Annotated in this window: 9 protein-coding genes; 6 read left to right on the top strand and 3 right to left on the bottom strand. The window is 54.4% G+C overall.

Translation table 11 applies throughout. From position 1 onward, the window contains the following. Window positions 1–730: 730 nt before the first annotated feature. Genes IAE33_RS06655 through IAE33_RS06645 form a run of 3 tightly spaced genes read right to left on the bottom strand, consistent with a single transcriptional unit; the run spans window position 731 to window position 3,249 of the window. Window positions 731–1,624 (bottom strand): metal ABC transporter solute-binding protein, Zn/Mn family, encoded by an 894-nt coding sequence (locus IAE33_RS06655; protein ID WP_201162874.1) that lies wholly within the window; start codon window positions 1,622–1,624, stop codon window positions 731–733. Between the two features lie 15 nt (window positions 1,625–1,639). Further along, on the bottom strand, window positions 1,640–2,512 hold the full coding sequence (locus IAE33_RS06650) for a metal ABC transporter permease (protein WP_201162873.1): 873 nt from the start codon (window positions 2,510–2,512) through the stop codon (window positions 1,640–1,642). Beyond that, a complete protein-coding gene (locus IAE33_RS06645; protein ID WP_201162872.1) occupies window positions 2,509–3,249 on the bottom strand; it encodes a metal ABC transporter ATP-binding protein in 741 nt (246 codons plus the stop codon). The genes IAE33_RS06650 and IAE33_RS06645 overlap by 4 nt, the downstream gene beginning before the upstream one ends. Window positions 3,250–3,787: 538 nt before the next feature. On the opposite strand from IAE33_RS06645, the gene IAE33_RS06640 reads away from it, so the two are divergent. From IAE33_RS06640 to IAE33_RS06615, 6 genes are all read left to right on the top strand, one after another. Then, on the top strand, window positions 3,788–4,042 hold the full coding sequence (locus IAE33_RS06640; RefSeq protein ID WP_201162934.1) for a type B 50S ribosomal protein L31: 255 nt from the start codon (window positions 3,788–3,790) through the stop codon (window positions 4,040–4,042). Between the two features lie 682 nt (window positions 4,043–4,724). Further along, on the top strand, window positions 4,725–5,492 hold the full coding sequence (locus IAE33_RS06635) for a restriction endonuclease-related protein (RefSeq protein ID WP_236406192.1): 768 nt from the start codon (window positions 4,725–4,727) through the stop codon (window positions 5,490–5,492). Beyond that, complete coding sequence (locus IAE33_RS06630) at window positions 5,476–8,544, top strand: hypothetical protein (protein ID WP_201162870.1); 3,069 nt, start codon at window positions 5,476–5,478, stop codon at window positions 8,542–8,544. The genes IAE33_RS06635 and IAE33_RS06630 overlap by 17 nt, the downstream gene beginning before the upstream one ends. Next, on the top strand, window positions 8,541–10,907 hold the full coding sequence (locus tag IAE33_RS06625; RefSeq protein WP_201162869.1) for an RNaseH domain-containing protein: 2,367 nt from the start codon (window positions 8,541–8,543) through the stop codon (window positions 10,905–10,907). Before IAE33_RS06630 ends, IAE33_RS06625 begins: the two co-directional genes overlap by 4 nt. 52 nt (window positions 10,908–10,959) lie before the next feature. After that, window positions 10,960–12,528: an ATP-dependent nuclease gene (locus tag IAE33_RS06620; RefSeq protein WP_201162868.1), complete on the top strand. Its 1,569-nt coding sequence runs from the start codon at window positions 10,960–10,962 to the stop codon at window positions 12,526–12,528. Continuing rightward, the gene (locus tag IAE33_RS06615; RefSeq protein ID WP_236406190.1) at window positions 12,513–13,532 is read left to right on the top strand and encodes an AAA family ATPase; all 1,020 of its coding nucleotides are present in this window, start codon (window positions 12,513–12,515) and stop codon (window positions 13,530–13,532) included. The genes IAE33_RS06620 and IAE33_RS06615 overlap by 16 nt, the downstream gene beginning before the upstream one ends. Window positions 13,533–13,650: the final 118 nt, after the last annotated feature.

The raw sequence follows: 13,650 nt of genomic DNA, 5'->3' as shown, positions 1-13,650 counted from the left end.
TCCGGTGGGGACAGACAGCAGCCGAAAAATGCACTCACTTAGATTTTTTGCGAAAAGGTAACTCGGTCGAATGCAGAGTTTATAAAGCTGAATGCTTCGACAAAAGCTACCATTGCAGTAGCTTCTGCCAGCGAAAACCTATTTCTTTGAAGACTTGCTAGGCTTCAAGTCAGGATTGTTACCTGGCGTATCTTTATTGTCACGGCGACGCTTGTCCACTTCACCGGTTGATTTGGCAATAGGCTTTGGGCCTGGTTTTAGCGCCATAAGATTCACCTCAGTAATAAAGTCAAAATTAGATGCTGCAAGTCGATCTTATTTCTACCGAGACGATCTTTCAAGAGGCATGCGATGCTATATTTTAGCGCCCTAAATAATGTAACAATATTTTACAAAATTCATGAATCATCATCCGATGGCTCTTGATTTCCGCTCATTGGCGCAGAGCTACAAGTAATCAAAGCAGATCCAGATTCATTCATACATTGCCATAGGCACGCTACCTTCCCCTCCAGGCCACCCGCATTTGCGGATGACCCAGATCGGCTTACCAAGCGCAGAGGCAAATCCATTGCCCGTTTGAGTGACTTCAACCTCTGCAGCAAGTGAAGGAAAACGACACGCCTCCCCACTAAACAGTCGGGGGCTATCCCCCTCCATGCCTAGAAGCCCCTTAGCTGAGCGACGCTTCGCATACCGCTCACCTAAGTGGACGCTAATCAGCTGCTACTCACTTTTTGAAAGCTTTCACCATTTGCTGCGTGTTGTACTCCATCATTTTCAGATAAGTAGGTACCGGCCCTTTCTCATCAGAAAGCGACTCAGGGTAGAGCTCTCCGCCGGCAACAGCGCCCGTTGCGCTGGCAATCTGCTTAACTAGCCGGGAGTCATTCGAATTTTCGATGAAGTAAACCTTGACATCTTCACTTTTGATCTGATCGATGAGCTGTGCTACGTCTGCTGCAGAAGCTTCAGTTTCTGTCGACAAGCCGAGTGGGGACAAGAACGTCACACCATACTCTTTGGCATAGTATCCGAAGGCATCATGACTGGTGAGTACCTTACGCTGATCCAAAGGAACCTCAGCAAGGTGCATGCTGATACGCTGATTCAGAGCATTGAGCTTCCCCACGTAGCGCTGCGCATTGGCATGAAACACCTCTGCCTGTGACGGGTCAGCTTTACTCAGCTCGGACTCAATGCGAGCTACCCATACCTTTACGTTCGAAGCACTGTTCCAGACATGTGGATCAGTGATCGTTTTCTCATCCTCAACAAATGTGTGAGTTTCAATCCCATCCGAAACTACTACCGGGCTCTTCTGGCTACCTGATGCGCGAGCCAGTCTCTCGAACCAGCTCTCCAAACCTAAGCCACTGAGGAAAGTGACATCAGCCTCTTTGAGAGCCCTAGCATCCCTCGGGGATGGCTCGAAATCATGAGGATCCCCATTGGGCGGCACCAGGCTTGTGACATTCACACCATCGCCCCCCACATTCTTCACGACATCGGCCAATACGGTGAAACTGGCAACAACGTTCAGTGTTTTGGCGGTGGCTGGTAACGTGACAGCCAGCAGCCCAATAGAGCTGATCAACGCCAACAAAGACCGGGAAAATCGCATTTTGTCTCCTTATTATTACCGGGTACGCGAAATAGGGCGGACAATTCGCCACATGAAACCATGAGGGCCGAATAGGAGTGCCAGCACGTAGATCAGGCTATTCACTAAAATGATGGTAGGCCCTGATGCAACGCTCAAATAGTAAGAAACCAGTAACCCCACGTACCCGGAAATGGCCGCGCTCGCCGCCGCGATCATCAACATTGACGGCAAGCGTTTAGACAACAGTTGAGCTGTGGCAGCCGGAAGCATCATCATCCCAACCGCCATCAATGTACCCAGGGTCTGAAAGCCAGCAACCAAATTGAGTACTACGAGAAGCAGGAAGATGAAGTGATACAGGGCACCTCGCCCTCCAACAGCTCGCAAAAATCCAGGATCAATGCACTCTACAATCAGTGGTCTGTATACGAGAGCGAGCACAAGCAAGGTAAATGATGTAATCCCTCCCACTAGAAACAGCGCCTGACTATCAATGGCCAAAATAGTGCCAAACAAGACATGTAGCAGATCAATATTCGACCCACGCAAGGACACAATCATGACGCCCAGGGCCAAGGATGTGAGGTAGAAACTGGCAAAGCTTGCATCCTCTCGAAGAGAGGTAATCCGGCTTACCAGTCCCGAGAGCAGAGCGACGCTCAACCCTGCTATCAAGCCGCCCAGCCCCATTGCCGGTAGCGAAAGTCCGCCAGCAATCATGAAGCCAATTGCAGCGCCAGGTAGCACGGCGTGGCTCATGGCATCCCCTACGAGACTCATACGCCTGAGCATTAACAAGACGCCCACAGGGCCCGAGCTCAAACCGATAGCGAGGGTTGCTACTAACGCGCGTCGCATAAAGCCGTATTCAGTGAATGGCGATATGAGCAAAGAGATAACCGTCATGCCACCCGCCGCTCTTGATCAGTGGAAACATCCCAGCATTCGGCCAGGGCTCGAGCCTTGCTCAAGTTGCTTTCTGTGAGCACATCCTCAGTGCTCCCCCACGCGACAACCCTGTGGGATAGCAGTAGCGTTTGTGGGAAGGTCGATCTGATCTGATCAAAGTCATGCAATACCGCTATGACGGTTCTGCCATCCTGCTTCCATCTTAGAATTAGCTGCGTCAGGTCATGAATGGTGCGCGAATCGACCGCAGTGAACGGCTCATCAAGCACGATAACGCGCGCATCCTGAACCAGTAATCGAGCAAACAAAACGCGCTGAAACTGCCCTACTGATAGATCACTGATTGGCCGGCTTTCCATACCAGCCAGTCCGACGTCCTGGAGTGCCTGACGCATGACAGCGGTGCCCTTCATTGAGAGCCCGCCGAACACGCCGATGTGTTTCCAGGCACCCAAACAGACCGCATCTGCGACCGTGATTGGGAAGCTTCGATCGATTGCAGATGCCTGGGGTAGATAGCCAATGTCAGGCGCCTGCACAACACCGAGATCAACGGAGCCTGTGGTAGCAATCTCGCCCATCAGTGCCTTCAATAGCGTTGACTTACCAGCTCCATTCGGGCCCGCAATCGCAGTCAGGCTACCGGGCTCAAACACCCCAGTGACCTCGCGAATAGCAGGTGCAGCTCCGTACGAAACCGAGAGCTTATCGACGCGAATCGCTGCACTATTCATGGCAAAGCCACCGCCCAGCTTATCGCAAGCCACAGTGGAACCAAGGCTGCAGCCACCCCTACCAGCCGGTGCCACGCCGGCATGGCTAGCAGCGAGTTAAACGAGGTTTTTTGCATAGTCAGAAGGCATCCTCGGATTTTATTGATACGTTATAACGTACCACTTACCGATTCTCAGTGCATCCTGGATTTTTTCTTAGATGAAACATCACGCCCAGAACGGAAGAGAAAACCGATACGGAACAATAGGTTGCTAGGGAAACCGCCAGGGATTAGCAAAACGATATATGGTGCCCACGCGACGACTCACCTCAGAAAGATAAGGTTTCAGCACCTCAAGCCAGCCTGCATGCTGCTTACCGCCAGTAGCGACGCTGCGCGGCTAGAAGGAATAAGGGTACTGAGGGCCCTGTTAGCGTGATTCTGTGGGTGAAAAAGTCCTCAGTGATCAACATCAACGCCTGACCCAGACCTAGACAAGCTGCGAAATGAAAGTCATTATCTGCAATGTTATTTTATATCATTACGCAGGATCCATTATGAAGCCCGGCATTCATCCCGACTACCGCCCCGTCCTTTTTCACGACGTATCTGCCAATGCGTTCTGGCTGATTGGTTCCACCATTGACACGGAGAAAACCTACGAGCACACCGACGGGAAAACCTATCCCTATGTGACCCTCGACGTTTCCAGCGCCTCGCACCCGGTCTACACCGGCCAAGAACGCAAAGCGAAGACCGAAGGCCGTGTGGCCGGCTTCAATAAGCGGTTCGCAGCCTTCACCAGTAAGTAAAGCGCATCGTCTAGCAGCTCTGCGCCCGCCCCATCTGGTATTTGTTCCGCAGCCCGATGTGCAAGCTCTCCCCGCTTGACCACGTCGGGCTGTTGGCAAGTGCTCCTACTTCACTCCACATATAGCTCTAAAGCACCACCCCCTCGAATAGATCATCACAACGACAGCCATCTAACTGAGTTGGATCTGCGCAAGCTCCCCAATCCCACACAAAACGTCACAGATTGAGTAGTGGCAATCTAAAATCAATTGATTGATCATCGGCTTAAGCAAGCCAAGGCCCGGGATGTCGTAAACCTGCCACGTGCAGAGCTCATCCTCGTTCATTTGGTGTTTGCCAATGCCAGGCTTCGCTCGATTGCACAACAGCCTGGCCTTCTGGTTCTGAACGGCATCAGGCGCAGGGAGCGTACACGTGGATACCCAACGATCAGAGTACCTTCTGAGACTGCTGTCAAAGGCAGCGTCCTTGTGTGAGTCAGATCGAGGCGCCGCTCTAGCGTTACTCCGAGAAGCTCAGGCACATCTATGGCGGCTCTCTCCCACCGACCCCGTCAGTTCAGCGCTGCAGCTGGAGCGTCAGCTGTCCCTTCCTTTAGAGTCGTGGCTGCCAGAATCCGTACGGCTTGATTACACCGGCCCCCTCCTCGCCTCAGGTCTTTCCACTCAGATCTGCAACGAGATGCTCCTCGAACTGGACGTTCATCAGCTCTGGGAAGAAATTCAGTCGATCGTCCGAGAGGTACGTGACCTGTGCCAGGTGATTTCCAAAGGGGATGAAATCTACAGGCGTTTCAGGCGGTTCCTGATCGAGAACGCCGTGATCGACCCTGTCCGAGCGGCGAGCGTTTTCATTCCACTTGGCAGGGATCTCGATGAGTTTTATGAGCCTATCCCGGAGCATCTCGCTCACAACGGAAAGCTCTATCAATGCCCAGAATGTCGATGGCCCCTGAACCCACAGAGACGAGAGGTTCAGTGCGACTCTGCATGGTGCAGAGAAAAAAGCAGCTTGTACCGGTGGATGCATGGACGACTGGTCAATGTGGTCACCGACCAAGAGCTGGAAGGCGAAACCGCTGGCAAGCGCCACATGCTTAAGAGCGCACTTTGGAAGTACACATTGCTGCCCGGACTGCTGGAGCTTCAACTGGCCGAGAAGCTCACCAAGCATGGGCTCGATGTCACCTTATGGCCTAACGTTGACCGCTCAGATCTGCGAATCAAATACGGCGGCATGACGCTCGATATCGATGCGAAAGTCTGGGTATCGCCGCGCGCACTGGGGGCCTACCTGGAATCAATGCGGCCATCAACCATGCGCTGGTTCGTCATTCCAGATTACCAGCAGGCGCATATCCCATGGCTCAGAAGCGAATGCCAGGGCTCCCAGATATTCACCCAAAGCGAATGCATCAAGGAGCTGACCACTCGTGCGAACCCTTTCTGACGTCGCAACCACGCTGTTCATGGCTCTGGCGGCACGCCACACTGAAGGCACGCCTTGTTTGGCAGATGCAGCAGCGCTCATTGCAGGCCGCACCCACAAATGGAGCACGTGGGACAGCCTCACTGATGCACAGCAGATCACGATCGCGATGGGGCTCCGGCTCAGACCCTCATCGCTCGCGCAGCCGGCGCGGTTCGTCGAGGTTGCAGCGATCGTTCTTGCAGACGAGCTATGCCCTTTTGAACTGAGTGAACCGGAAACCTTGCGCCCTAAGCTGGCCGAGGGTGATCACTACCGCATCAAAGTGATTTTGGACGTCGACCAAGTTATCCAGGAAAGCCTGGATGCGTTGAAGCGTTGGCATCAGCCCCCAGCCATCGCAAAGCTGCCTGAATCAGGCAACCTGGTCTTCAAGTACATCACCGCGGAACGCACCCGTATCTTCAGCATCCCGGCGAGCGAGAGGAAGCGATTACCTTCCTCTGGTCAATGTCTAGAGATTTCCGATACGCCAGCGATCCCTGACATTAGTTGGGACTACGAAAATCTCCGCTCGCTCGCCGAGCGACTCGATGCCGCCGATACACCCCATACGCAACACTGCGCGTCCCTTAACAACATTTGGGGCAACAGCAGCCAGCGATCGGCAAACTCGGGCAACTTCTATCGTGTGAATGCCGCCACCGGTACTGGCAAGACGGTGGTCATGTCATTGATGGCACTCGACGCAGCTAGCCGCGGCCGCAAAGTCGTTATCGCAGTGCCTGGCTATGTGGAGCTGGACAATACCGTGAGGATCATGCGACTGGCAGCATCAGTCGTAGCGTCAAATCTGAGGGTTGCGCCGTTACATTCACTTTCTCGAACCCATGAGCGCGCGGGCGTGCATTTCAAGCAGCGCAATGAGGATCACCCCTACGATTACGCTTGCTTGCTAAACGCCTACTCGAGCGAGCTGGAAGCTATGCCGGCAGGTTCGGAGCCTTGCTTCAAGCTTCACGTCGTGTCCTCCAAAGGCAATGCGAAGGAAGAGACAAAGCGCTTAAGTCATTGCCCTTTCCTCTTCTCTTGCGGTCGAACAAAGATGCTGTCGCAAGCGCTGGATGCTGACGTGATCGTCATCAATCACCATGCCTTGCTGTCCGGCACATCGCGCATACCGCTCAATGATTCAGAACAGTTCCCGGGCCCTCGTAGCTTCATCGAGCTTTTGCTACGTATCTCGCCTGTGTTCTTGATCGATGAGATCGACGGGCTGCTCAAAACCGCGATCGACACAAGCGCCTTCAGCCTCCAGTTGGGTAACACGGGCGAGGCAAGCCCGCTCGTTCAGCTCTTCACTGCGATTTTCAGCCGACTGAATATTCCAGGCATCGAAGAAAGCAGCCGAATTCGCTTGTCCCTAGCCCTCGGCTTCTGCTGTACCAACGTCGATCAGTTGATGAACCTTCAACAACGCAAGTACTTCGACTGGCCCAAGAAGGAGACAACCTGGGCAGAAGCAGAAGACGGCTACATCATGACCAAGCTGGAGATTGACTTCGAAACACTTAAGGCGCTCTACAGCAGCGGCAATGCCAGCGTTCCGGAACACCTGCGTAGCTTGCGAGAAAACCTGATCTACTGGCAAACGAATGAGATGGCCAGCAGGCCGGAGAATCAGGCGATGGAGCTGGGGCGATTGCTCACAACGCTCGCCGGTAGCGGCCACCTGAAGGCAAAACTGAACTCGAAAGACCTGCAGCGCCTTAAAGCAGCACTGATTCTGCGCGGCATCCTGGACAACCTTGAAGTCGCCTTACGGAATCTGCAGATCGAACTGCCCAGCTTTGCCAATGCTGAAGTCCCTTATGCCCAAGAGGTCTACAGAAATCTGAAGGGTCGCGAGCCACTCTCGTTCAGTCCCATCGGCCCACTGCATCGCACCGTCTTTGGATTCAAACGCAAGCCGGCCAGCGAGGCGACATCATCACTGAACGTCGTGGCAATGCGAGGTGATCCCCACGGCACCCTTCTGGCTCTTCCCGAGCTCGCGTCGCTTGGGTATGCCGGCGTCAGGCGCATGTTCATGGGTTTCTCGGCCACTGCTTACTTCCCTGGTGCCAGTGCATACGACCTCAAGGCCAAGGACTTCATTGATGTGCCCGACGCAGCTGGCCAGGTTGCATTCGAGAATGTAGGACTCACCACGACGGTTTCAGGTGCACCTTTCTTCGAGCGAAAGGATCGGATCAAGCAACTTGCCGCGGAGCTATGGCCTTGGATTGAAAAGCGGCTGAAAGCATTGGCCAAGGATCCGGTCACCGCGGATCGTGCTCGATTGCTCCTGGTCGCCAGCAGCGACGCCGATGCTGAGCTACTGGCAATCACGCTTGCTGGCTTATCTCCAAGCCCAACCGTTGGCTGGGTGCGAGGTCGAGCTAGCGAGTACAAGCCCACATTGCTAAACGCTGAACACACGCTGGTGTACGACGATCTAGCGCAGTTCATTGAGGGTGCGCACCGGGACAAAACGATTCTGGTCAGCGCCCTCCACCCCATGGCTCGGGGCCACAATATCGTAAACAAAGATGGCCTCTCAGCGATCGGTGGCGTGGTGATCTGCGTGCGCCCATTACCGGCCTCTGATAGCCCCGAAAACAACCTTGCGCACATCAGCTACGAAACCTGGCACCGGATGCGTCCCGAGCCCAGCCTCCAGCATGTGTTGCACAAAGAACGTGGTATTGCGAACTCAATCCTCAATGACATTCGCACCGCTCCGCCAGCTTTTGGCCAGCAGCCCGCCAACATACGCCATTACACCGTGATGAACATACTGGTGACCCTCACGCAATTGATCGGGCGTGGTCGGCGCGGCGGCACCCCGGTGACCTGCTATTTCGCAGATGCAGCGTTCACCAATGGCCGGACGCCGTGGGCAAAACTGCTCTCGGAGTCCGTCCAAAGACTAAAAAATGAAGGCAGCTGGAATCAATTTTTCCTGCACCACAACGGCATCGCGAGTGCTATCACGCACTACATTGATCGATCAGCTAAGGAAGCTCGATGAAGAACCTTGACCTGCGCACCAGCCTCTTCAGTTTCGACCCGCAAGCACTCGCGCATGCCTATCGCGCCCAGATCGGCGAACACTATCTGGCGGCCTGGCAAGTCCTGCAGAACCTGGGGAAAAAGCATCACCCTGGACTGCCCACGAATGCGCTGAAAGAAATGCTAGCTGCGGTCTCGGGTGGGCCCGTTGAAATCAACCTGTACCCCTACAGAGACAAAGGCGCCTCAGCAATCCTCATGCTCAAGCCTCTGCCCGTCGATACGATCAATCAGATTCTGTATCTCTGGTCACTCGAAGTGATGCGCATGTGGGACGAGCAGGTAGAGGGACTGGAAACCAAGCTCGCGGTCATAGAACTCCTCCCCCTGCTTCCAGGCGACCTGATCAACCCCGACGGAGTCTCACCTTTGGCCTACCACGTTGTTCCGTGGCTGGTTGGCCAAGCAATGTGCTCGACACCTCTTGAGTCGACCCAGAACGGTAATCCCGATCCCCTACCAAAACTCATTCCCTTGCAGCAAGCCTCCGATGGTTCGCTGATTGCCTGGAACGATCCGATAATGCCCTCAGGCGATCGTAATGCCAGCGCCCTGCATGTCATCGAACCCAGCCTGAAACTACTTCGCGACTGCACAGAGCCCTTCATCCAACTGCGCGTGAAGCTCAGCCAGATCATGCCCAACTCGGTCGGGCGTAAGCGGCACGCTTGGGTGCATACTGGCAAATCGATTGTGAAAGCAGGTATTCGAAGCAAAAAGACCGACACGGGTTGGCAGACTGTTTACGACTTCCCGACCAACAAGCTGCTCGCCTTCATGGGTGTTCAACCCCTTCCCGATCTGATTGAAGGCGATATACCTGTCGACAGTCTTGTGAAGCCAATCTACGTCACACCACCACTCATGCCCGCCATCGGCTCTGGCCCGGGCCCCCTCTTCCTCGACCAAACGTGCTTCCACCTGCTGCGCAGTCTCCGGGGCTCGCAGCCACTTTTGGCTCGTAAGGCCGTTTCCAGTATTCGCGTGGCAAAAGTTGTGACGAGTTCAACGCCTGTGAAGGTGTATGCTGCGGTATTGGCAGCACACTCCGAGATCATGCTGCGACTGGTCAAAGCCAGCGAGACCTTGGGCACGACCATGCCGTTCTTCAAAAAGAACGCCCCGCCAGAAATCCAACTGACGCGCCTGGCTGTCGAAGGCGCCGCTTCCATGCTGGAGGGTAGCGCTTCTACCATTGAGCTAGATGAGTGGCTTAGAAAAAGCGTCGTCCCCGAGATCAAGAAACTCAGCACATCAATCCTGATCGTTGAAACCAGCACCGTCGCTGCAGCACTCGATTCAGACAGAGACCCAAAGCATTACATCCGCAGGGTACTGGCCGAGCATGGCATCGTGACTCAGTTCATCATGCATGATGTACCAGACCCGTCCAAACCGAAGCCCAAAAAAGAGTCACGGGACTTCAAGGCGCTTAACACTGTCACCGAAGCGATCCGCCTAACGGGATACTTCCCTACCGCTTTCATCAAGGCTAAGACTATCCCAGCAGGCACGACCATTTTGTCTGTTCGCCTGGATCGCATTACAGAAAGGGGTGACATGATCTACCTGCCGATCATCACCAGGACGGTAGCGGGCAGTCAAAAGTGCGAGGTCTACTGGTTCGTTAATAACGACCCTAGCCGCGGTCAGTGGTACGCCTTCACTGAAGGTGTGGCCGCGATTCATGCCACGCCTTCGCTGATTAATCCCGAGGCCATCAACAAGCTGGTGACGTGGTCAATGCTGGTGGCCACGGACGAAGCGGATACCCCGCTGATCGTCTGCTTGGATAGCAACTTGCGCACATTCTACCGGGGGCTCAAGGACAGCCCAGACAACGGTTTACCTCCCGTTCCAGCCAATGCAGCCGTTGTTCGGATCAGGGTGGATAACGACATCGCTCAGATGTCCGGAAACCAATCCGAGCACCCTGACCAACCACAGTACATTGGACAGAAAATCGGCGTCTTCCAGTCACTTCGAAGCCCTGCCGTCTATTACTTCGTATCGCCCTCGAAGATCTACAGCAAGGCTGGAGGCCAGCGTAAAAACACCCGCTACCAGGTCAATGACTTCTTGTTGGCGGATCCTTGGCAGCAACTCGGCGTTACCGAGATTACCATCATTGACTCCGGCACCTTCGTGTCACCAACCGCCGTCGCGGAACAAGTCGCCATGCTCTGCCGAAACGCGCCCTTGTGGGATGGCCAGCTCAAGCTGCCAAGTCCGATGCACCTAGGGGCTCAGATCGCAAATGACCATCCCATCATGGAAATGCGCCGAAAGAGTGAAGCCAATCGCTTGGCCGAAAAAGCCTGACCACTCGATGCGTGCTAGCCGACCTTGAACTCAACTGTGGGACTGATCTGAAATGCCAGCCATCAAGAAAGTGATGCTTCAAAACTTCAAGAAATTCGAGTCTCTCTCACTTGAGTTCGATGCCGGGGTGAACGTACTGATCGGTGATAACGAGACGGGGAAAAGCAGCGTACTGCTTGGCCTCGATCTCGCGCTCAGTGCCAGTCGTAGTCACGTTGAAAGCATCGGGTACGAGTCACTGTTGGCGCAATCTGCGGTGAAGGCTTTTCAACAGGGCCCACGTACGCTCGACCGATTGCCTGAACTGGTAGTGGAGGTATTTCTCGAGGAAGGCGATGATCAAGGCTACTACGGCACACAGAATCTGGCTGGAGCCATGACTGACGGCGTTGGGATGAAGATTGCTCCGCTGATTGAAGAATTCGGTGCAACGATCCATCAGCTCCTTCAGGACGACCCGGAAGGTTTCCCATACGAATACTACGGTGTGAAGTTCTACACCTTCTCTGGTGCCCCCCATGTCAGCTATCGCCGCCCAGTGAAGCACCTTCTCTTGGACAGCTCTCGCATCGACAGCGAATACGCAGCGAGGGAGTACACCCGCACAGTGTTCAGCATCAACGCTGAGCCGCCAGAACGTTACAGCCTAGAAAACCGCTACCGCCGCGGCAAGGAATCTTTTCGCGACAATGAATTGGCCGCACTCAATGCCGACCTGGGTGCCTACCAGTTTGGTGTGAGAACCAGTATCCGCTCCAATCTCGAAACCGACCTTGTCATAACCAAGGATGGCATCCCAATCGAGAATCGAGGTAAGGGTGAGCAGTGCTTCATCAAAACCGAGTTCGCACTGAGCCGGCATGAAGCCAAGGGCGAACTCCATGCCCTCCTCCTGGAAGAACCTGAGAATCACCTCAGCCACACCAAGATGAAGCTACTGGTTGAGCAACTGGCCGCCACGGCAGGAACGCAGCTTTTCATCGCCACTCACAGTAGCCACATCTGTTCTCGACTCGACCTCCGGCATGCACTTCTCTTGGGTAGCGATCAACAGGCTGGTCGTCTGAAGGCGCTCACCGAGCCGACCGCGAGCTTCTTCATGAAGGCACCAGACAACAACGTCTTGGAGTTTGCCCTCTCGAAGAAAGTCATCCTGGTAGAGGGTGATGCCGAATTCATCCTGATCGAGGAGCTGTACAAGAAGCACGCCAATGGCCGCACTCCACAAGCGGATCAGGTACACATCATCTCGATCGGAGGCACCAGTTTCAAACGCTACCTGGAACTCGGAAAGCTGTTGGGAATTCGCGTCGCGGCGATCCGTGACAACGACGGCGATTACCAGCAACACTGCGTGGAAAACTACAAGGACAGCCTGTACAAAGGCGCACAGATCTTCGCTGATGTGGATGACGCACGTTCGACCTTCGAGATCGGGTTGTATCAAGACAACAAGGCGGCTTGCGATGAGCTGTTCGCAGCCGGACGTAAGAAGCTGACCGTCCAGGAGTACATGCTGAAGAACAAGGCCGACACTGCGTTTGAGTTGCTCAGGAAGAAATCAGCCGCGCTCGTGGCCCCTCAGTACATCAAGGATGCGATCGCATGGATAAACGAGTAATCTTTGCGGTGGCTGGGTCAGGCAAAACGACCCACCTCATCAGCAAACTCAGCCTTGAGAAGCGCGCCCTGATTATCACCTACACGGAGAACAACTACAGCCATCTGCGCAGCAGCATCATGAAAAAGTTTGGCACCATCCCGTCGAACATCACCGTCATGACGTACTTTGCGTTCCTACACGGTTTCTGCTTCCGACCATTCATGCAGAACGAGATGAACACGAGAGGCCTGAATTTCCGGAGGCCACCACAGCGTAATTACGCACTGACAGATAGAGAGCGGTACCGTGATCCGAGTGGTCGGCTCTACCACAACCGACTGGCCAAACTGATCGAGGTCGAGGGATTGCTGCCTGGCGTCAAGGCGCGGATCGAGCGCTTTTACGACTCAGTCTACGTTGACGAAGTGCAGGATTTTGCCGGCCATGACTTTAACCTGCTGCTTCAGGTATCAGCCGCTAACACCGAGATGCTGTTCGTAGGTGATTTCTACCAGCACACCTTCGACACCAGTCGCGATGGTTCGGTGAACAGCACCCTGCACGACGACATCACGAAATACGAGAAGCGGTTCGCCAAAGCTAAAATCAAGGTGGACAAGGAGACCCTGAGCAAGAGCTGGCGTTGTGGTACGACGGTTTGCGATTTCATCAGCGCCCACCTGCAGATCAAGATTGACTCCCACAAAGGCAGGGTGACCCAGATCATCAAGGTCGATTCTCAGGAGTTTGCAGACCGTCTGCATGCTGATCACGGCATCGTTAAGCTGTTCCAGGAGCAGCACTACAAATACGGCTGCTACTCGCAGAACTGGGGGGCCAGTAAGGGCCAGGATCACTACGAGGACGTCTGCGTTGTCCTGGGCATCAAGGCTTGGAAACAGTACCTGGATTGGCAAGCTTCATGGGGCTTTGGCGCAGACGCGAAACAAGCTTTATGTGGCGTTCTCGCGAGCCAGGGGGGAGGTTTATGTTGCGCCGGACAAGCTGTTCAAGGCTTATAAATCATGAGCTGGATTCATCTGCACATCGCAACGAAAGCGGGCGCGAGAGCGGGGTCAACGAAGGAGCAACAGAAACTTGAAATGCCATCGATTAACCTCGATCATGCCATCATTAGCT

This window comes from Pseudomonas sp. S60 (assembly GCF_016647865.1).
Lineage (GTDB): Bacteria > Pseudomonadota > Gammaproteobacteria > Pseudomonadales > Pseudomonadaceae > Aquipseudomonas > Aquipseudomonas parafulva.
Note: the sequence above shows the minus strand (reverse complement) of the source record. Positions and strands in the feature narration are given on the sequence as shown.